The organism is Pseudomonas sp. 22526 (assembly GCF_052044735.1).
GTDB classification, from domain to species: Bacteria; Pseudomonadota; Gammaproteobacteria; order Pseudomonadales; family Pseudomonadaceae; genus Aquipseudomonas; species Aquipseudomonas piscium.
The window spans coordinates 1-19443 of sequence record NZ_JBQENK010000011.1 but is presented as its reverse complement, the minus strand read 5'-3'; the positions used below and the strand labels follow the sequence as shown (position 1 = coordinate 19443).

Below are 19443 nucleotides of genomic sequence, written 5' to 3'. Positions count from 1 at the left end.
TCAGACCGTGTGCAGGTACCAGTTGTATTCAAGGTCGGAGATCGAGTTTTCGAACTCGGCCAGCTCGCTCTCCTTACAGGCGACGAACACGTCGATGTACATCGGGTCGATGTACTTGGCCATCACCTCGCTGTCGTCCAGCACCCGCAGGGCGTCGCGCAGGTTGCTCGGCAGGCTCTGTTCGTTCTGCTCGTAGGAGTTGCCTTCCACCGGCGCGCCGGGCTCGATCTTGTTGGTCAGGCCGTGGTGAATACCGGCCAGTACCGAAGCCATCAGCAAGTAAGGGTTGGCGTCGGCGCCGGCCACGCGGTGTTCGATGCGCACCGCATCCGCCGAACCGGTCGGCACGCGCACGGCCACGGTGCGGTTGTCGATGCCCCAGCTCGGCGAGTTCGGCACGTAGAACTGCGCGCCGAAGCGGCGGTAGGAGTTGACGTTCGGGCAAAGGAAGGCCATCTGCGCCGGCAGGGTTTCCAGCACGCCACCGATGGCGTGGCGCAGGGCGTCGTTGGTTTCCGGGTCGTCGCTGGCGAAGATGTTGTTGCCTTGCTTGTCGAGAATCGAGATATGCACATGCAGGCCATTACCGGCCTGGCCCGGGTACGGCTTGGCCATGAAGGTGGTGTCCATCTCATGGTCGTAGGCGATGTTCTTCACCAGGCGCTTGAGCAGTACCGCGTAGTCGCAGGCCTTGATCGGGTCGGAGACGTGGTGCAGGTTGACCTCGAACTGCGCCGGGGCGCTTTCCTTGACGATGGCGTCGGCGGGGATGCCCTGCTCTTTCGCGCCTTCGAGGATGTCTTGCAGGCAGTCGACGTATTCGTCCAGGTCGTCGATCAGGTAGACCTGGGTCGACTGCGGACGCTTGCCGGAAATCGGCGAACGCGGCGACTGCGGACGACCGTTCACGTTGTCCTGGTCGATCAGGTAGAACTCCAGCTCGAAGGCCGCGCAGATGGTCAGGCCCAATTCATCAAACTTGGCAACGACTTGCCGCAGCACTTCCCGTGGGTCGGCGAAGAACGGCTCGCCTTCGATCTCGTGCATGGTCATCAGCAGTTGCGCGGTCGGGCGCTTCTGCCAAGGCTCGACGCTCAGGGTGCCGGGGATCGGGTAGCAGATGCGGTCGGCGTCGCCGATGTCCAGGCCCAGGCCGGTGCTTTCCACGGTGGAGCCGTTGATGTCCAGGGCGAACAGCGAGGCCGGCAGGTTGATGCCCTTCTCGTACACCTTGTGCAGGGCGGTGCGCTCGATGCGCTTGCCGCGCACCACGCCGTTCATGTCCGCAATCAGCAGGTCGACGTAGAGGATCTCGGGATGGTTCTTCAGGAAGGCGTTGGCTTCGTTGAGCTGAACGGCACGCAGTGGGACCGACATGATGCACCTATGTGTTAATTATTATGTTCAAAGCGGTTTCGTGGCAGCAGTCAATCCGAAAGGAAAAGTGAAGTCAAGCGCCAGAAATGGCCGCCAATCGTCAATTATTTTGCGCCTTAAGATCTTTTCCAACCCTGTAACCCGTGCCACTCGTAGGTTCCAGACGAAAAACGTTTAGAATTTTTTACACGGAAGTTGTTAATTAAAATCAACGAGGCTAAGCTCTCGAAAAACTCGTTCCAGCGTGAATTTCGAGGTGATAAAAATGGCATTCAAGCCATTGATCGGCGTTACTGCGTGCGTCAAAGAGATCGGGCTGCACCCCTACCACGTCAGCGGCGACAAGTACTTGCGTGCTGTCAGCAGCGCGGCCGAGGGCCTGCCCCTGATCATTCCTTCCCTGGCGGACCTCATCGATACCGAGGCTCTGCTGCAGAACCTGGACGGCCTGCTGTTCACCGGCTCGCCATCGAATGTGGAGCCCTTCCACTATCAGGGCCCGGCCAGCGAACCGGGCACCGCCCACGATCCCCAGCGCGATGCCACCACCCTGCCCCTGCTGCGCGCGGCGATTGCCGCCGGTGTGCCGGTGCTGGGCATCTGCCGTGGCTTCCAGGAAATGAACGTGGCCTTCGGCGGCAGCCTGCACCAGAAGGTGCATGAGTTGCCGGGCTATCTCGACCACCGCGAAGCCGACCACCCGGACCTGGCCGTGCAATACGCCCCCGCCCATGCCGTCAGGCTGCAGCCGGGTGGCGTGTTCCAGGCCTTGGATCTGCCCCAGGAGTTCCAGGTCAACTCGATCCACAGCCAGGGCATCGACCGCCTGGCCCCCGGCCTGCGCGCCGAGGCCCTGGCGCCGGACGGCCTGATCGAAGCGGTGTCGGTGGAACACAGCACGGCCTTTGCCCTGGGCGTGCAGTGGCATCCGGAATGGCAGGTGCTGTCGAACCCGGTCTACCTGCGGATCTTCCAGGCCTTCGGCGATGCCTGCCGGCAACGGGCGGCGCAGCGCAACGGCCACTGACTAAAAGCTTCACCCGCGAAATTGACTGCCACGCCCCCGGCCGGCGGCGGTGCGCCCTTGCGCGCCCGCCTTGGCCTCTGGGGCGGTTCAAGCCACACCCAGCAACATGAAAAACAAGAACCAGCGTCAGGCCGCCAGGACGGCAGCGCCGAATAAACCCGCCACCGCGGGTTTGTCATCCATCTATTAAGCCGGGCCGTTTTGGCCCGACGACTGACATCTGTTGGGAGTTCCACATGGCAAACGCCTCCAGCACGTACAGAAAGGCTCTGGAAGGTCACCCGCAACCGCAGAAGGTGCTGGTGAGAGTCGACCGCGTGACCAAGAAGTTCGATGAAACCCTGGCCGTGGACGATGTGTCCCTGGACATTCACCAGGGCGAGATCTTCGCCCTGCTCGGTGGCTCGGGTTCCGGCAAGTCCACCCTGCTGCGCATGCTGGCGGGCTTCGAGCGGCCGACGGAAGGGCGTATCTACCTGGACGGCGTGGACATCACCGACATGCCGCCCTATGAGCGGCCGATCAACATGATGTTCCAGTCCTACGCACTGTTCCCGCATATGACCGTGGCCCAGAACATTGCCTTCGGCCTGCAGCAGGACAAAATCCCCAAGGCCGAGATCGATGCCCGCGTGGCCGAGATGCTCAAGCTGGTGCACATGACCCAGTACGCCAAGCGCAAGCCGCACCAGCTGTCCGGCGGCCAGCGCCAGCGCGTGGCCCTGGCCCGCTCCCTGGCCAAGCGGCCGAAGCTGCTGCTGCTCGACGAACCCATGGGCGCCCTGGATAAAAAGCTGCGCTCGCAGATGCAGCTGGAGCTGGTGGAGATCATCGAGCGCGTCGGCGTGACCTGCGTGATGGTGACCCACGACCAGGAAGAGGCCATGACCATGGCCCAGCGCATCGCCATCATGCACCTGGGCTGGATCGCCCAGATCGGCAGCCCGGTGGACATCTACGAAGCTCCGGTCAGCCGCATGGTCTGCGAGTTCATCGGCAACGTGAACGCCTTCGACGGCACCGTCATCGAAGACCTGGAAGGCCACGCGGTGATCCACTGCCCGGAGCTGGAACAGAAGATCTACGTCGGCCACGGCGTCAGCACCTCGGTGCAGGACAAGTCGGTGACCTACGCCATCCGCCCGGAAAAGATGCTGGTCAGCACCACCCGGCCCGAGCACCGCTACAACTGGTCCCAGGGCAAGGTGCATGACATCGCCTACCTCGGCGGGCATTCGGTGTTTTACGTCGAACTGCCTGGCGGCAAGATCGTCCAGTCGTTCATGGCCAACGCCGAACGCCGTGGCGCGCGTCCGACCTGGGACGACCAGGTGTACGTGTGGTGGGAAGACGACAGCGGCGTGGTACTGCGCACATGAGTACCTCAGCCATGACCCTCAATCAGAAACTGCTCCGTGTGCTGCCCAGCGGTCGCAAGCTGGTGATCGGCATTCCCTTCCTCTGGCTGTTCCTGTTCTTCATGCTGCCGTTTTTCCTGGTGATGAAGATCAGCTTCTCGGAAGCGGCCCTGGCCATCCCCCCCTACTCGGAGATCTACAGCTTCGCCGAACAGAAATTCCAGCTGCTGCTCAACGTCGGCAACTACGCGTTGCTGGTGGGTGACGAGCTGTATATCTCGGCCTACCTCGGCTCGCTGAAAGTCGCCCTGCTCAGCACCCTGATGTGTCTGGTGATCGGCTTCCCCATGGCCTACGCGATCACCAAGGCCAGCAAGGAAGCGCAGAACGTCTTGTTGCTGCTGATCATGATGCCGACCTGGACCGCGATCCTGATCCGCGTCTACGCCTGGATGGGCATCCTCAGCAACAACGGTTTGCTCAACGGCTTCCTGATGTGGAGCGGCCTGACTTCGGCGCCGATCGAAATCCTCAACACCAACACCGCGGTCTATATCGGCGTGGTGTACGCCTACCTGCCGTTCATGGTGCTGCCGCTGTACGCCAACCTGGTCAAGCACGACCAGAGCCTGCTGGAAGCCGCGTCTGACCTGGGTTCGAGCAACTTCAACAACTTCTGGAAAATCACCGTGCCCCTGGCCAAGAACGGCATCATCGCCGGTTGCATGCTGGTGTTCATTCCGGTGGTCGGCGAGTTCGTGATTCCCGAGCTGCTGGGCGGCCCCGAGACCCTGATGATCGGCCGGGTGCTGTGGCAGGAGTTCTTCAACAACCGTGACTGGCCGGTGGCCTCCGCCCTGGCGGTGGTGATGCTGGCGATCCTGATTATTCCGATCCTGCTGTTCAACCGCAGCCAGGCCAAAGAGATGGAGGGACGGGCATGAAACGTTTCGGATTTTCCAGCCTGATGCTGGTACTCGGCCTGGGGTTCATTTACCTGCCGATGCTGATTCTGGTGATCTACTCGTTCAACGCTTCCAAGCTGGTGACGGTCTGGGGCGGCTGGTCGGTGAAGTGGTATGTCGGCCTGCTGGATAACCAGCAGTTGATGGGCTCGGTGGTGCGCTCCCTGGAGATCGCCTGCTACACCGCGATCGCCGCGGTGGCCCTGGGCACCCTGGCGGCCTTCGTGCTGACCCGGGTCACCCGCTTCAAGGGTCGCACCCTGTTCGGTGGCCTGGTCACCGCGCCACTGGTGATGCCGGAAGTGATCACCGGCCTGTCGCTGTTGCTGCTGTTCGTGGCCATGGCGCAGATGATCGGCTGGCCCCAGGAGCGTGGCATCGTCACCATCTGGATTGCCCACACCACCTTCTGCGCCGCCTATGTGGCCGTGGTAGTCTCCGCGCGCTTGCGGGAACTGGACCTGTCCATCGAAGAGGCGGCCATGGACCTGGGGGCGCGGCCGTGGAAGGTGTTCTTCCTGATCACCATCCCGATGATCGCGCCCTCGCTGGCGGCCGGCGGCATGATGTCCTTCGCCCTGTCCCTGGACGACCTGGTGCTGGCGAGCTTCGTGTCCGGCCCGGGCTCCACCACCCTGCCGATGGAAGTGTTCTCGGCGGTGCGCCTCGGGGTGAAACCGGAGATCAACGCGGTGGCCAGCCTGATCCTGCTGGCGGTGTCGCTGGTGACTTTCCTGGTCTGGTACTTCGGCCGTCGCGCCGAAGCGGCCCGCAAGCGGGCGATCCAGGAAGCCATGGAATACACCGCCAACGAAGCGTTCCAACCCGCTGCGCAACAGCGCATGCAAGCGACGACGGCCTAGGCCGTCGCGCTCACGACATACAGCGGCGCCTGGATCGNGGAGCAAGCTTGCTCGCGAAGACGTGCAACCTGACACCCCGCGTTCCACATGCAGCAATCTGCACAATAAGAAATGGAGTTGTACCGATGAAAATGCTTGGCAGGATACTGTTCGCCAAAACCATGCTGACACTGTCCTTGATGGGCGCGATGGTGACCGGCGCTCAGGCCAGCGACAAGGAGCTGCGTGTCTACAACTGGTCGGACTATATCGCCCCGGACACCCTGAAAAAGTTCGAGGCCGAGACCGGCATCCACGTCACCTACGATGTCTTCGACAGCAACGAAACCCTGGAAGCGCGCCTGCTCACCGGCAAGTCCGGCTATGACATCGTGGTGCCTTCCAACAGCTTCCTGGCCAAGCAGATCAAGGCCGGGGTCTACCAGGAACTGGACAAGTCGCGGCTGCCGAACTGGAAGAACCTCAACCCGGTGCTGCTGCAGAACGCCGCCGCCAGCGACCCGGGCAACGCCCACGCCTTCCCTTACATGTGGGGCTCGATCGGCATCGGCTACAACCCGGACAAGGTCAAGGCGGTATTGGGTGCGGACGCGCCGACCAACTCCTGGGACCTGCTGTTCAAGCCGGAGAACGCTGAGAAGCTCAAGGCCTGCGGCATCAGCTTCCTCGACTCGCCGACGGAAATGCTCCCTGCCGCCCTGCACTACCTGGGCTACCCGGTGACCAGCAAGGACAAGGCGCAGATCCTCGAGGCCGAAGCGCTGTTCATGAAGATCCGTCCTTCGGTGACCTACTTCCACTCCTCCAAGTACATCTCCGACCTGGCCAACGGCAACATCTGCGTGGCCGTGGGTTACTCCGGCGACGTGCTGCAGGCCCGTTCGCGCGCCGAAGAGGCCGGCAACAAGGAAAAGGTCGCCTTCAGCATTCCCAAGGAAGGCGCCGGCAGCTTCTACGACATGATGGCCATGCCCAAGGACGCGGCCAACGTCGACAACGCCTACCTGTTCATGAACTTCCTGATGCGCCCGGACATCATCGCCGAGGTCACCAACAGCCTCGGCTACAGCAACGCCAACGCCGCCGCCACGCCGCTGGTGGACGAAGCCATCCGCAACGATCCGGCCTCGTACCCGCCGCAAGCGGTGCTCGCCACCCTGTACGCGGTGCCGGACCAGCCGATCGCCATCCAGCGCGTGATGAACCGCGGCTGGACGCGGATCAAGCTCGGCAAATGACACCCCGCGCGCGCCCGGCCAGCGCGGCGGGCGCCGCTGCCCTCTTCCGTTCAGTCGCGCCTTACCACCACGACACTCCTGCGAACGGGCTCGCCTGGCTCCCTCGGTTCAGGTGACTCCTTGGCGCCCTCCTCGGGCGCCTTTTTTCCTTTCAGGCCACACAAAACCCTGTAGCCGCTGCCGCAGGCTGCGTACGCCCCGAAGGGGCGCAACAATCTCAAGACCGCCGAAGGCCCTGCGGGCCTTGTCGCAGCCTCGCGGGCTCGGCAGCGGCTACAGGGGTCGCGCCAGGCTTGGTGTAGCCGCTGCCGCAGGCTGCGATCGACCCGCAGGGGCGCGGCGATCTCACGGCCACTGAAGGCCCTTCGGGCCTTATCGCAGCCTCGCGGGCTCGGCAGCGGCTACAGGGCCGGGGACGGGCTTCAGCACTCCGACCGCAAACAGTGCTATTTTTTGCCGCTTGCCGTGCCGCCGTACCTGGGATCAGCACTTTTACAGGGAACCGTATCGATGCCGACCGCCGCCCAGCCTTACCCGTTGCCCAGCCCATCCAGCATCGCCCGCCTGACCGCCGAGGGCCAACGCCCGGTGGTGCTGTCCACCCTGGTCCATCCGCACAACCTGTTGGGGCGCTTGTACATGCTGCCGGTGGCGCCGTTCCACCGACTCATCGCGCCCATGACCCTGGCCAACATCAATCGCCGCTGAGCCGCCACTTTCAAGGACACTGCCATGCAGACACCCGAGTTCGACGTTGTTGTAGTAGGCCTGGGCGCCATGGGCGCCGCGACCTTGTACCAGTTGGCCAAGCGTGGGCTGAAGGTGGCCGGCATCGACCGTTTCGCCCCGCCCCACGACCAGGGTTCGAGCCATGGCGACACCCGCATCACCCGCCAGGCGGTGGGTGAAGGCGTCGCCTACGTGCCGCTGGCGATCCGCGCGCAGCAGATCTGGCGCGAGCTGGAAGCCGAGCAAGATGAGCGACTGTTCGAGCAGTGCGGCGTGCTGGTGATGACCTCCAGCGCCACCCCGACCGGCCAGGACGGCGCCCCGGACTTCACCGAAAACACCCTGGCCCTGGCCCGCCAGTTCGGCATCGAGCATGAGGCGCTGGACGCCGCGCAGATCCGCCAGCGCTTCCCGCAGTTCGCGCCGATCCACGACAGCGCCCTGGGTTACTTCGAACCCGGCGGCGGTTATGTGCGGCCGGAACGTTGCATCGACGCGCAGTTGACCCTGGCCCGCCAGTTGGGCGCGACCCTGATCACCGGCGAGACGGTGCTGGGTATCGACAGCGAGCAGGATCTGGTGCGGATCACCAGCCAGAATCGACGCCTCACCGCGGCCAAAGTCGTGGTCTGTGCCGGCATGTGGTCCAGCCAATTGCTGGGCGCGCCATTCGACAAGCTGCTGCGGGTCTGCCGGCAGACCTTGTACTGGTACCAGTTGGCGGAACCGCTGATCTTCCCCGAGCGGTCGCCGAGCTTTATTGTCCACGGCGCCAGCGACGAGCAGACCTGCTACGGCTTCCCGCCGATACCCGGCGAAGGCAGCATGAAGATCGCCACCGAGCAGTACAGCGAGACCTCGACGCCGGACAGCCTGGACCGCCAGGTCAGCGCGGTGCAGAGCGAGGCGATGTATCGCGACCTGGTGTTGGCCAATATCGCCGGGGTCACACCGCAACTGGTGAAGTCTGCCGTCTGCGCCTACACCGTAACTCCGGACTCGCATTTCATCATCGACGAGCATCCGCGCCTGGCCAATGTCACCGTGGTCAGTGCCTGCTCGGGCCACGGTTTCAAGCACTCGGCGGCGATTGGCGAAGCCCTGGCCCAGCGGCTGGTGGACGGGCGCAGCGAGATCGATTTGAGCGCGTTTTCCCTGGCGCGCTTCGGCCATTGAGCGGCGCCTGGACGCCCCTGGATGGGGCGTTTTCCGGGAAGAATCGATTCAGTGACGTTTTTCCTTCTGTGGGCGCCGCTTTCAACCTTGCCCCTTCGTTCAGTCTCTACGATTCTGTAGAGACCCCCGCAGGGCGGCGCCAGGCCGTCCCAGGCAAAACAACAGGAGCGCCCCATGAAGAGCGTCGCTGAAGTACTGAAGTTGAAGGCCAAGCACAACCAGCAAGTACACACCATCGCGCCCCATCAGATGGTGCTCGAGGCACTGATGCTGATGGCCGAGAAGAACGTCGGCGCCCTGCCCGTGATGCAGAACGGCGAAGTGGTCGGGGTGATCAGCGAACGCGACTACGCGCGCAAACTGGTGCTGCACGGACGCTCCTCGGTGGGCACGCCGGTCAGCGCGATCATGAGTTCGCCGGTGATCACCGTGGACTCGCACCAGAGCGTGGAAACCTGCATGGGCATCATGACCGACAGCCACCTGCGGCACCTGCCGGTGGTGGAAGACGGCCAGCTGCTGGGCCTGCTGTCGATCGGCGACCTGGTCAAGGAAGCCATCGCCGAACAGGCCGACCTGATCCGCCAGCTGGAACAGTACATTCGCGGCGAGTAAGCCCGCCCTCACCCCACAGGAGCCGGCTTGCCGGCAAAGAAGCCCGCAAGCCAGCTCCTGACCCAAGCTCCCGCCGCCCCGGTTCGCCGCAATCGGGCACAGTAGAATCCCCCCTCTGTCGACTGTGGCAAGGCCAGGTTAGCGGCGTATACTTTGGCAAATTTTGTCAAACGCGGACAAAACCATGAGCACCATGAACATTTCCCTGCCAGAGGCCCTCAAGGCCTTCGTCGACGATCAGGTCAGCCAGCGGGGCTACAGCACCAGCAGCGAGTATGTGCGGGAGCTGATCCGCAAGGATCAGGATCGACAGCACCTGCGCGGCCTGCTACTGGCAGGGGCTGAGTCGGCTCCTGGCACTCCGGTGGACGGTCATTACTTCGACGCTCTACGCGCCAGGGTCCGCAAGGAATGAAGGCACAGCGGGTCATTCCAAGGGCTCTGGCCAATCAGGATGTAGAGGACGCTATCGATTACTACCTGGCGCAACAGGCCGAGCTGGCGGCCTTGGGCTTCATCGACGACCTGCAAGCCGCCTATGCCCATATCGCCCGGCATCCTGCCTCAGGTCTTTCCCGCTATACCCATGAGCTCGACTTGCCAGGGCTTCTCTACTGGCCACTGAGTCGCTATCCCTATCTGGTGTTCTACGCTCGGCACGACGACCACATTGACGTGTGGCGTGTCCTGCACGCCATGCGGGACATTCCCGCTTCGCTGACGGAAAGCCCCGCACACTGATCGACCAGCAAGCAAACCGCCCTGCCTGAGCACACAGCTCGCGATCGACCGCGTAGCGGTCGCAAAACCTATGCATGCGGTTTGCCTGATGTCGCGCATTGGCTGCCATAGCGCCGGCTTGCCGGCTATCGCGAGCAAGCTTCGCTCCTACAGAAGCACACAGTGTGTAGTCAGTTACCAGGCGGTGTTTAACCCGCGGTGAAGAACTGCCGGCCATCGCGCTTGAGCAGATCCAGCAGCAGCTGGGCCGCCGGCGACAGGTAGCCTTCGGTCCGTACCAGCACCACGATGCTGCGATGCATGCGGGTTTGCGCCAGCGGCACTTCCCGCAGGTGGGCGATGCCCTTGAAGTCGTCCAGGGTTTCCCGGGCCAGGAAGCTCAGCAGCCCGGTCTTGGCGATCAGCCGCGGCAGCAGGGAGATGGTGTTGGTCTCGATCTGCACCGAAGGCAACGGCAGCTTGTGACTCTGGAACACGTTGTCGATCCAGCGGCGGGCCGAGACCCCGGTCCCCGGCAGCACCCAGCGGTAGTCGCACAGGTCGCGCAGGCGCATCGGCGTGTCGAACACCGGATGGTCGCGGCTGGCCACCACCACGGCTTGGTCTTCAAACAGGGTGTGGTGGCTCAGGTGCGGGTCGCCCTCGAACAGCGGGCAGATCACCATGTCCAGGCGCCCCGAGCGCAGGGATTCGCGGAGCACGTCGTCCTGGCCGATCACCAGGTTCAGGGTGATGTCCGGGGCGCGCTCCAGCAAGGTCGCGGTCATCTGCGGCAGCAGGTGTTCGGCCATGCTGGCGGCGCAGCCCAGGCGGATATTGCCGAGCACGCCACTGGCAAAATCGCGCACCTCGCGATGGGTCTCGGCGATGTTCTGCTGCAACTGCCGGGCGCGCTGCTGCAGCAACAGGCCCACCGCCGTCAGCTTGATCCGCCGCCCGTCGCGCTCGAACAGCTTGGTGCCGAAGGACTCCTCCAGGCGCTGGATGCTTTTGGTCAGCGCTGGCTGGCTGCGGTTGAGTTTCTGCGCCGCGCGCCCGAGGTGGCCCAGCTCGGCGATGGTTTCGAAATAGGTCAGGTCGCGCAGGTCCATGATCGATAAACCAGAGTTATTGGTTGATCACAATTAGAAACTGGACTTGATCAATTGCGCTATCAATAATTTGCTCCGAAGCGCTGGTAGCAACGGTCCCGCAACAGGAACGGCCAGCGCGCTGGAGAATGCCCTTGCCTCGTCCCTCGCCTTTGTCCCTGTCCGCCTGGCCCCTTGCCCTGCAATGGCTGGCACTGCTGATCCTCGCCGGCAGCGCCGGGCAGTTGCTGAAACATTTCGAAGTTCCCGCCGGACAGTTCCTCGGGCCGATGCTGGTGGCCATAGGTTTCGGCGTCAGCGGCGCCAGCATCCGCGTGCCGCGCCAGGCCTTCCGCCTCGGCCAGGGTTCGGTCGGGGTCCTGGCCGCCCACTCCATGACCATGGCCGTGCTGGCCTCGATGGCCCAGTCCTGGCATGTGATGCTGTTCGCCACCCTGCTCACCGTCTGCCTCAGCGCCCTGGTCGGCCTGGCGCTGGTGCGTCTCGGCGGCCTGGCACCCAGCACCGCGGCCTGGGGTACTGCGCCGGGGGCGGCCTCGGCCATGGTGGCGATGGCCGACGACTTCGGCGCCGACTCGCGGGTGGTGGCCACCATGCAGTATGTGCGGGTGGTGTGCGTGGTGATGATCGGCGCCCTGGCCAGCCACTGGATCGGCGTCCCGGCCGGCGGCAGCCAGGCCCACAGCACCGAGGTGGTCCTGCAGACCTTCACCCTGCTCAACCTCGGCCTGACCCTGGGCACCATAGTGCTGGGCGTGCTGCTCGGTTCGCGAGTGCCGGCCGGGGCCCTGCTGGTGCCGCTGCTGATCGGCGGCGCACTGCAGATCTCCGGGCTGCTGCACATCACCCTGCCCGGCTGGCTGCTGGCCCTGGCCTACGGCGCCATCGGCTGCTACATCGGCCTGCGCTTCGACCGGCCGACCCTGCGTTACGTCTGGACCCGCCTGCCGGCGATGATCTTCGGCGCGGTGCTGCTGATCGCCCTCTGCGCGCTGTCGGCCTGGCTGCTGGCGCACTGGCTGGACAAGGATTTCCTCTCGGTCTACCTCGCCACCAGCCCCGGCGGCCTGGACGCCATGACGATCATCGCGGTGGATACCCACGCCGACGTCGGCCTGGTGCTGGCCATGCAGACCCTGCGGCTGTTCGCGGTGATCGTCAGCGGGGCTTTTTTCGCCCGGCTGATCATCAAGTGGGCCAGCTGAACCCTGGAGTCGCGCGTCTTTAAACACTCTGAAATAGTAAATCCGAGCGCCATCCCCTCCTTCCCAGGCCTCGCTGCCAAGTGCCTGAATACGGGCTTCAAGCCACCTCCCTACAGCGCCCCGGGCCGTTTCGCCAGCGACCCGGGAGCTTATTTCCTTCTCGAATAAGAAACGTCTTGCCGCTAGCTGTTGTTACCATGGCGCACATTTGCGTGACGATTTAATGACTGGCAGGTTTTTTGTGAATTTCATCCGGCGTGTTTTCCATCATCCCCTGGCCCCCCTCGGCGCACTGCTGAGCCTGGTGCTGCTCGTGCCCCTGGTGGCGCGTGCGCTGCTCGGCTGGTCCGATCCCCTGGGCTATCTCTCGGACCTGGGCACCGCGGGTCTGTTGACCCTGCTGCTGTACCGCCGCCCCTGGTGGCTGGCCTTGCCAGTGCTGTTGGTGTGGAGCCTGCTGAGCATCGCCAGCGCCGAGCTGGTCAGCGCCGTGGGCCGCCTGCCCAATGCCTCTGACCTGCATTACCTGTTCGACCCGCAGTTCGTCGGCAACTCCACCGGCGGCGGCCTGACCCATCCCTGGCTGGCGGCGGCGCTGCTGTCCGGGTTGGCGTTGTGGCTGGGCGTGCAATGGGCCAACCGTGGCACCCACGCCCCGCGCTTGCCGCGCCATGCCTGGACCGCCCCGGCGCTGCTGTGGCTGGCCCATGGCGGCGTGCAATACCTGAACCCCAGCGAAGCCGATCAATGGCGCCTGTTCAACCTGCCGCACCAGTTGCTCGCGGCCGCGGCCGGCCAGGGCCAGGTGCAGCTGGAACAATGGCTGGAAGGCGACGTGCCCGAACTGCCGGTGCAGATGGCCGGCCTGACCCAGCTCGACCTCGACGGCGAGCCGCTGCTGGCCGCCCCGGGCCAGGCGCGCAACGTGCTGGTGATCGCCCTGGAAGGCATTCCCGGGGCCTATATCAAGACCAACCGCGAGGCCCTGCACAGCCGCTACCAGGACAACCTGATGCCCAGGCTCAGCGCCTGGGCCGAACGCGGCATGAACACCCCGGACTATGTGCTGCACAGCCACCAGACCATCCGCGGCCTGTACGCCATGCTCTGCGGCGACTACGACAAGCTCGACAACGGTACGCCCAAGGGCATCGAGCTGCTGACCCAGAGCCAGCGCAACCAGGCCTGCCTGCCGGCTCAGTTGCGCAAGCAGGGTTTCAATACCCATTACCTGCAAGGCGCCGGCCTGCGCTTCATGGCCAAAGACAAGATCATGCCGCACATCGGCTTCGACTCGACCCACGGCCTGGAGTGGTTCAGCAACGCCAACTACCTGGACTTCCCCTGGGGCAAGGACGACAAGGCCTTCTTCGAAGGCGCGCTGGACTATGTCGGCCAGCTGAAAAAGCAAAAGCAGCCGTGGATGCTCACCCTGCTGACCGTCGGCACCCACCAGCCCTACTCCGCGCCGGAGGAATACCTCAACCGCTTCGACACGCCCAAGCAGGCCGCCGTGGCCTACCTGGACGATGCCATCGGCCAGTTCATGGACCAGCTGGAGCGCCAGGGCGTGCTGAAGGACACCCTGGTGGTGATCACCTCGGACGAGTCCCACGGCATCGATGGCGTGCGCCTGGCGTCGTCCTGGGGCTTCAACCTGATGCTCGCCCCAGAGCAGGCGCAGCTTCCCAAACTCAAGTCCGGGACCTACGGCCATGTCGATCTGAGCGCCTCGGTGCTCGACTACTTCGGCTTCCAGGTGCCGGACAGCCTCAGCGGTCGCTCACTGTTCCGCGACTACGCTCTGGGCCGGGAAATCATGTCCTACACCAACGGCAAGCTGCGTTATCACGATGGCCAGGGCACCCTGACCGAATGCGATTTCCAGCAGCGCTGCCGCTACTACGCCAGCGCCGGCTTCATCGCCGACAGCGCCACCTTCAAGGGCCAGTACGGCGGCCTGCGGGCGCGCCAGATCAGCGCCCGCGCCGAGGGCCTGGACCGCACCCTGCTGCAATCGCCGCTGAACCTGCACTACCAGTTCGGCAGCCCGGCGATCATCCCGCTGCAAGCGCAGATCAAGGACGACTGGGCCGACAACCTGATCGGCGCGCAGTACCTGGAAATGCCCAAGGGCTCGCTGACCCGTGTGCGCTTCACCGTGCGCTCGGCCGACCCTCAGCAGAACGCCTACATCCTGCTCAAGGGCAAGGAGCGCGAACAGGACGTGGCCCTGGGCCTGCCGGAAGAGATGCTGGTCACCCCCGACCAGCCGCTGGAAATGGACTTCAGCTTCGCCAACCCGGAATCGCGCAAGGCCTTCTCCTTCCACCTGCTGGGCTACGGCCTGGGCGCGGTGGAAGTCAGTGACTTCAGCGTGATCACCGAACTGCCGGGGCAAGAAGAAACCAGCGAAGAACCCCAGGACGACAGCGCGCAGTCCTCCTGAATCACCTCCCCAGGAAGCTGGACGGCGGCACCACCGTCCAGCTCCCGCGCCCTTGTCTAAACTCCTGGTCAGGCACAAGGTATGGCCTCGCTGCATTACGCAGCGCCACCGCCAGAGCAGGAGAGCGCAGATGACCGACAGCCTGGACACCCCTCTGGAGCAGTTGCAGCAACTGATGGCCGAGCGCCCCTTCCTGGTCCTCACCGGCGCCGGCATCAGCACCCCTTCGGGCATTCCCGACTACCGCGACAACGACGGCGTGCGTCGCGGCAGCCAACCGATGATGTACCAGGAATTCCTGGCCGAGCCCAAGGCCCGGCGCCGCTATTGGGCGCGGGCCATGCTCGGCTGGCCGCGGATCCGACAGGCCCGGCCGAACGCGGCCCACGAGGCCCTGGCGCATTTGCAGGCGCGGCAGAAAATCGCCGGGGTGATCACCCAGAACGTCGATACCCTGCACGACCAGGCCGGCAGCCGCGACGTGATCGAGCTGCACGGCAACCTGCACCGGGTGGTCTGCCTGGACTGCACGCAACGCAGCGATCGGCAGGCGATCCAGCAGTTGCTGGAACTGCACAACCCCTACCTGGCTGGCGTCGACGCGGTGCAGGCGCCCGACGGCGATACCCTGCTCGATCCGTCCTTCGAAGAACGCTTCCAGGTGCCCCGCTGCCCCCATTGCGATGGCGAGCGGCTGAAACCGGATGTGGTGTTCTTCGGCGAGAACATGGCCCAGGCCACCGCGGCCAAGGCCCTGCACAGCGTCGAACAGGCCGCCGGCCTGCTGGTGGTGGGTTCGTCCCTGATGGCTTATTCGGCCTTTCGCCTGTGCAAGGTCATGGCCGACCAGGGCAAGCCGCTGATCGCCATCAACTTCGGCAAGACCCGCGCCGACGAGCTGCTGGACCTGAAGATCGCCGCCTCCTGCGAGCAGCTGTTGCCGCTGCTGGCCGAGCGCCTGAGCTCCTNGGAGGCCACCGACAGGCGCTCGGCCAGACCGGCCCCGCGCAGAATGTCGAACAGCGCCTGGGCGGCACTCGACAGTTCATGCCCGGGGTTGGTCAGCACGCCGATGGCGCGTTCCACCACCGGGTCGCGCAGGGTGATGCAGCGGGCGCCCAGCTCGCGCATCTGTCCGGCGCACAGGGCCGGCACCGCGCTCACGCCGAGGCCGCTGGCAACCATGCGCCCCACCGTCGCCAGTTGATGGCTCTCGAACTCCACCGGCAGCTTCATGTCCCGCGCCCGCAGGTGCTCTTCGAGCATCACCCGCACCGTGGACGGTCGTTGCAGGGTGATGAAGGGCTGTTCCAGCAGCGACTGCCAGTCGATGTCCTTCAGGTCGGCCAGGGGTGAATCGCTGGGCACCACGGCGACGAAGCGGTCGATGTACAGCGGGGTGAATTGCAGCGACGCGCTTTGCTGCGGCTCGAAAGCCACCCCCAGTTCCACCTGGCGGTCGCGGACCATCTCCAGCACCTGCTCGTTGATCACGTCGTTGACCGTGACATTGACCTGCGGGTACCGCGCGCGAAAGGTCTTGAGAATCGGCGGCAGCAGGTTGCCGGCAAAGGACGGCATGGCCGCCAGGGTCACCCGCCCGCGTTGCAGGGTGAAGCGCTGGCGCAGTTCGTCCTCGGCGTTGTCCCAGTCGGCGATCAGGCGCCGCGCCAGGGGCACCAGGGCCTCGCCTTCCGGGGTCAGGGCGACGTTGCGCGTGTTGCGGCTGAACAGCCGCCCACCCAGGCCGTCCTCCAGGGCCTTGATGGTCAGGCTCAGGGCCGACTGCGACAGGTGCAGGCGCTCGCAGGCCACGGCGAAACTCAGGCTCTGGGCCACGGCCAGGAAGGCGCGGATCTGTTTGACGGTCATTGGAAGCTCCAAGAGAGAGGCAGCTACAAGCTGCAAGCCAGATGCGGCTTGCGGCTTGCGGCTTGCGGCTTGCGGCTTGCGGCTTGCGGCTTGCGGCTTGCGGCTTGCGGCCAATTATTATGTTTTCTAAATTAATCAACCTTAAAAATCAACTTAACAAATCAATCCCCTGGCGCAACACTGCGGCTCACTCTCTTCATACGGCCAGCCAGCCGGCTGGCAACGCAAATACCAATAACAAGAGGATGTGCAGATGGCAGGTTTCGACAAGCGCGTGGCGTCCTACGAGGAAGCCCTCGAAGGCCTCAAGGACGGCATGACGGTGATCTCCGGCGGCTTCGGCCTGTGCGGCATTCCGGAAAACCTGATCGCCGAGATCAAGCGTCGCGGCACCCGCGACCTGACCGTGGTCTCCAACAACTGCGGCGTCGACGGCTTCGGCCTCGGCGTGCTGCTGGAGGACCGGCAGATCAGCAAGGTAGTCGCCTCCTACGTCGGTGAAAACGCCCTGTTCGAGAAGCAACTGCTGAGCGGCGAAATCGAAGTGGTGCTGACCCCCCAAGGCACCCTGGCCGAAAAAATGCGCGCCGGCGGCGCCGGTATCCCGGCCTTCTTCACCGCCACCGGCGTCGGCACCCCGGTCGCCGACGGCAAGGAAACCCGTGAATTCAACGGCCGCGCCTACCTGATGGAAGAGTCCATCACCGGCGACTTCGCCATCGTCAAAGGCTGGAAGGCCGACCACTTCGGCAACGTGGTCTACCGCCACACCGCGCAGAACTTCAACCCGCTGGCGGCCACCGCCGGCAAGATCACCGTGGTCGAGGTCGAAGAGATCGTCGAACCGGGCGAGCTGGACCCGACGCAGATCCACACCCCGGGCATCTACGTCGACCGGATCATTTGCGGCACGTTCGAAAAACGCATCGAACAGCGCACCGTGCGCAAGTAATCGCCCGCCCAACGACTGACGGAGAATAAAAAATGGCTCTTACCCGCGAACAAATGGCTCAACGCGTCGCCCGCGAACTGCAAGACGGCTTCTACGTGAACCTCGGCATCGGCATCCCGACCCTGGTGGCCAACTACATCCCCGACGGCATGGAAGTGATGCTGCAATCGGAAAACGGCCTGCTCGGCATGGGCGCCTTCCCCACCGACGACGAAGTCGATGCGGACATGATCAACGCCGGCAAGCAGACCGTCACCGCGCGCATCGGCGCGTCGATTTTCTCTTCCGCCGAATCCTTCGCGATGATCCGTGGCGGCCATATCGACCTCACCGTGCTCGGCGCCTTCGAGGTCGACGTGCAAGGCAACATCGCCTCGTGGATGATCCCCGGCAAGCTGGTCAAGGGCATGGGCGGCGCCATGGACCTGGTGGCCGGCGCGGACAACATCATCGTCACCATGACCCACGCCTCGAAGGACGGCGAGTCGAAACTGCTGTCGCGCTGTAGCCTGCCGCTGACCGGCGCCAATTGCATCAAGCGCGTGCTGACCGACCTGGCTTACCTGGAGATCGAGAACGGCGCGTTCATCCTCAAGGAGCGCGCCCCGGGCGTGAGCGTCGAGGAAATCGTCAGCAAGACCGCCGGCAAGCTGATCGTGCCGGCCCACGTGCCTGAAATGCAGTTCGCCTGAGGAGCAACCAGACCATGCAAGACGTCGTAATCGTTGCTGCCACCCGCACCGCGGTCGGCAGTTTCCAGGGTTCGCTGGCGAACATTTCCGCGGTCGATCTCGGCGCCGCGGTGATCCGCCAGCTGCTGGCCCAGACTGGCCTGGAGGGCGCCCAGGTCGATGAAGTGATCATGGGCCAGGTGCTCACCGCCGGCGCCGGGCAGAACCCGGCGCGCCAGGCCGCGATCAAGGCCGGCCTGCCCCACGCCGTGCCGGCGCTGACCCTGAACAAGGTCTGCGGCTCCGGCCTCAAGGCCCTCCACCTGGGCGCCCAGGCGATCCGCTGCGGCGACGCCGAGGTGATCATCGCCGGCGGCCAGGAGAACATGAGCCTGGCCAACTACGTGCTGCCCGGCGCCCGCACCGGCCTGCGCATGGGCCATAGCCAGATGATCGACAGCATGATCAGCGATGGCCTGTGGGACGCCTTCAACGACTACCACATGGGCATCACCGCCGAGAACCTGGTGGACAAATACGGCATCAGCCGCGAAGCCCAGGACGCCTTTGCCGCCGCTTCGCAGCAGAAGGCAATGGCCGCCATCGAGGGCGGGCGTTTTGTCGATGAGATCACCCCGATCCTGATTCCCCAGCGCAAGGGCGAGCCAGTGGCCTTCGCCACCGACGAGCAGCCGCGCGCCGGCACCACCGCCGAATCCCTGAGCAAGCTCAAGCCGGCCTTCAAGAAAGACGGCACGGTCACCGCCGGCAACGCCTCGTCGCTGAACGACGGCGCCGCCGCGGTGATTCTGATGAGCGCCGCCAAAGCCAAGGCCCTGGGCCTGCCGGTGCTGGCGAAGATCGCCGCCTACGCCAACGCCGGGGTCGACCCGGCGTTCATGGGCATCGGCCCGGTATCGGCCACCCGCCGCTGCCTGGACAAGGCCGGCTGGTCCCTGGAGCAGCTGGACCTGATCGAAGCCAACGAAGCCTTCGCCGCCCAGTCGCTGTCGGTGGGCAAGGAACTGGGGTGGGACGCGAGCAAGGTCAACGTCAACGGCGGCGCCATCGCCCTCGGCCACCCGATCGGCGCCTCGGGCTGCCGGGTGCTGGT

General features: G+C 64.6%; 16 protein-coding genes and 3 pseudogenes. 16 read left to right on the top strand and 3 right to left on the bottom strand.

The features are described from left to right. Positions 1 to 1377 carry a glutamine synthetase family protein gene (locus tag ACTJKT_RS17940; protein ID WP_124302706.1) on the bottom strand — a complete coding sequence of 459 codons (1377 nt, stop codon included), beginning with the start codon at positions 1375 to 1377 and terminating at the stop codon, positions 1 to 3. Positions 1378 to 1642: 265 nt separating this feature from the next. Between ACTJKT_RS17940 and ACTJKT_RS17935 the strand changes: the two genes are divergently transcribed. The 10 genes and pseudogenes from ACTJKT_RS17935 to ACTJKT_RS17890 all read left to right on the top strand — a co-directional run bounded on the left by ACTJKT_RS17935 (position 1643) and on the right by ACTJKT_RS17890 (position 10089). Beyond that, on the top strand, positions 1643 to 2404 hold the full coding sequence (locus tag ACTJKT_RS17935; RefSeq protein WP_097302864.1) for a gamma-glutamyl-gamma-aminobutyrate hydrolase family protein: 762 nt from the start codon (positions 1643 to 1645) through the stop codon (positions 2402 to 2404). A gap of 236 nt (positions 2405 to 2640) precedes the next feature. Next, positions 2641 to 3783 (top strand): ABC transporter ATP-binding protein, encoded by a 1143-nt coding sequence (locus ACTJKT_RS17930; RefSeq protein ID WP_063429625.1) that lies wholly within the window; start codon positions 2641 to 2643, stop codon positions 3781 to 3783. Positions 3784 to 3824: 41 nt separating this feature from the next. After that, a complete protein-coding gene (locus ACTJKT_RS17925; RefSeq protein ID WP_440788143.1) occupies positions 3825 to 4706 on the top strand; it encodes an ABC transporter permease subunit in 882 nt (293 codons plus the stop codon). Further along, positions 4703 to 5590, top strand: a complete 888-nt coding sequence (locus ACTJKT_RS17920; RefSeq protein ID WP_097302862.1) for an ABC transporter permease subunit — start codon at positions 4703 to 4705, stop codon at positions 5588 to 5590. Before ACTJKT_RS17925 ends, ACTJKT_RS17920 begins: the two co-directional genes overlap by 4 nt. Before the next feature lie 125 nt (positions 5591 to 5715). After that, entirely contained in the window at positions 5716 to 6828 is a 1113-nt protein-coding gene (locus ACTJKT_RS17915) for a polyamine ABC transporter substrate-binding protein (RefSeq protein ID WP_440787997.1), read from the top strand. A 564-nt stretch (positions 6829 to 7392) separates the two neighbouring features. Then, positions 7393 to 7536: pseudogene (locus ACTJKT_RS17910) on the top strand (DUF2867 domain-containing protein); the annotation flags it as partial. Positions 7537 to 7560: 24 nt separating this feature from the next. Further along, positions 7561 to 8733, top strand: coding sequence for an N-methyl-L-tryptophan oxidase (solA, locus tag ACTJKT_RS17905; protein ID WP_440787996.1), 1173 nt, complete (start codon positions 7561 to 7563; stop codon positions 8731 to 8733). A 174-nt stretch (positions 8734 to 8907) separates the two neighbouring features. Further along, a complete protein-coding gene (locus ACTJKT_RS17900) occupies positions 8908 to 9348 on the top strand; it encodes a CBS domain-containing protein (RefSeq protein ID WP_007930897.1) in 441 nt (146 codons plus the stop codon). A gap of 184 nt (positions 9349 to 9532) precedes the next feature. Then, positions 9533 to 9763, top strand: coding sequence for a type II toxin-antitoxin system ParD family antitoxin (locus ACTJKT_RS17895; protein ID WP_053278445.1), 231 nt, complete (start codon positions 9533 to 9535; stop codon positions 9761 to 9763). Further along, positions 9760 to 10089 (top strand): type II toxin-antitoxin system RelE/ParE family toxin, encoded by a 330-nt coding sequence (locus ACTJKT_RS17890; RefSeq protein WP_440787995.1) that lies wholly within the window; start codon positions 9760 to 9762, stop codon positions 10087 to 10089. The genes ACTJKT_RS17895 and ACTJKT_RS17890 overlap by 4 nt, the downstream gene beginning before the upstream one ends. Before the next feature lie 188 nt (positions 10090 to 10277). Here the strand turns inward: ACTJKT_RS17890 and ACTJKT_RS17885 are convergent, their stop codons facing one another. Continuing rightward, entirely contained in the window at positions 10278 to 11180 is a 903-nt protein-coding gene (locus tag ACTJKT_RS17885; RefSeq protein WP_180925112.1) for a LysR family transcriptional regulator, read from the bottom strand. Positions 11181 to 11308: 128 nt separating this feature from the next. On the opposite strand from ACTJKT_RS17885, the gene ACTJKT_RS17880 reads away from it, so the two are divergent. The 3 genes and pseudogenes from ACTJKT_RS17880 to ACTJKT_RS17870 form a co-directional block, all read left to right on the top strand. Beyond that, positions 11309 to 12385 carry an AbrB family transcriptional regulator gene (locus tag ACTJKT_RS17880; RefSeq protein WP_440787994.1) on the top strand — a complete coding sequence of 359 codons (1077 nt, stop codon included), beginning with the start codon at positions 11309 to 11311 and terminating at the stop codon, positions 12383 to 12385. A 241-nt stretch (positions 12386 to 12626) separates the two neighbouring features. Continuing rightward, positions 12627 to 14834 (top strand): LTA synthase family protein, encoded by a 2208-nt coding sequence (locus tag ACTJKT_RS17875; protein ID WP_440787993.1) that lies wholly within the window; start codon positions 12627 to 12629, stop codon positions 14832 to 14834. Between the two features lie 130 nt (positions 14835 to 14964). Then, positions 14965 to 15801: pseudogene (locus ACTJKT_RS17870) on the top strand (NAD-dependent protein deacetylase); the annotation flags it as partial. A gap of 8 nt (positions 15802 to 15809) precedes the next feature. On the opposite strand, the pseudogene ACTJKT_RS17865 reads toward ACTJKT_RS17870, so the two are convergent. After that, a pseudogene (locus ACTJKT_RS17865) lies at positions 15810 to 16706 on the bottom strand (LysR substrate-binding domain-containing protein); the annotation flags it as partial. 253 nt (positions 16707 to 16959) lie between these two features. Between ACTJKT_RS17865 and ACTJKT_RS17860 the strand changes: the two are divergent. From ACTJKT_RS17860 to ACTJKT_RS17850, 3 genes are all read left to right on the top strand, one after another. After that, a complete protein-coding gene (locus tag ACTJKT_RS17860; RefSeq protein WP_007920583.1) occupies positions 16960 to 17658 on the top strand; it encodes a CoA transferase subunit A in 699 nt (232 codons plus the stop codon). Positions 17659 to 17690: 32 nt separating this feature from the next. After that, complete coding sequence (locus tag ACTJKT_RS17855) at positions 17691 to 18350, top strand: CoA transferase subunit B (RefSeq protein ID WP_007920581.1); 660 nt, start codon at positions 17691 to 17693, stop codon at positions 18348 to 18350. 14 nt (positions 18351 to 18364) lie between these two features. After that, the coding region (locus ACTJKT_RS17850; protein ID WP_440787992.1) for an acetyl-CoA C-acetyltransferase at positions 18365 to 19443 on the top strand (1079 nt) is incomplete at its 3' end.

Bases quoted from the DNA above. Each gene is read 5' to 3' on its own strand.
- ACTJKT_RS17860 (WP_007920583.1), top strand. From the start codon at position 16,960: ATGGCAGGTTTCGACAAGCGCGTGGCGTCCTACGAGGAAGCCCTCGAA.
- ACTJKT_RS17915 (WP_440787997.1), top strand. From the start codon at position 5,716: ATGAAAATGCTTGGCAGGATACTGTTCGCCAAAACCATGCTGACACTG.
- ACTJKT_RS17920 (WP_097302862.1), top strand. From the start codon at position 4,703: ATGAAACGTTTCGGATTTTCCAGCCTGATGCTGGTACTCGGCCTGGGG.
- ACTJKT_RS17935 (WP_097302864.1), top strand. From the start codon at position 1,643: ATGGCATTCAAGCCATTGATCGGCGTTACTGCGTGCGTCAAAGAGATC.
- ACTJKT_RS17930 (WP_063429625.1), top strand. From the start codon at position 2,641: ATGGCAAACGCCTCCAGCACGTACAGAAAGGCTCTGGAAGGTCACCCG.
- ACTJKT_RS17855 (WP_007920581.1), top strand. From the start codon at position 17,691: ATGGCTCTTACCCGCGAACAAATGGCTCAACGCGTCGCCCGCGAACTG.
- ACTJKT_RS17890 (WP_440787995.1), top strand. From the start codon at position 9,760: ATGAAGGCACAGCGGGTCATTCCAAGGGCTCTGGCCAATCAGGATGTA.
- ACTJKT_RS17895 (WP_053278445.1), top strand. From the start codon at position 9,533: ATGAGCACCATGAACATTTCCCTGCCAGAGGCCCTCAAGGCCTTCGTC.
- ACTJKT_RS17885 (WP_180925112.1), bottom strand. From the start codon at position 11,180: ATGGACCTGCGCGACCTGACCTATTTCGAAACCATCGCCGAGCTGGGC.
- ACTJKT_RS17900 (WP_007930897.1), top strand. From the start codon at position 8,908: ATGAAGAGCGTCGCTGAAGTACTGAAGTTGAAGGCCAAGCACAACCAG.
- ACTJKT_RS17940 (WP_124302706.1), bottom strand. From the start codon at position 1,377: ATGTCGGTCCCACTGCGTGCCGTTCAGCTCAACGAAGCCAACGCCTTC.
- solA (WP_440787996.1), top strand. From the start codon at position 7,561: ATGCAGACACCCGAGTTCGACGTTGTTGTAGTAGGCCTGGGCGCCATG.
- ACTJKT_RS17880 (WP_440787994.1), top strand. From the start codon at position 11,309: ATGCCCTTGCCTCGTCCCTCGCCTTTGTCCCTGTCCGCCTGGCCCCTT.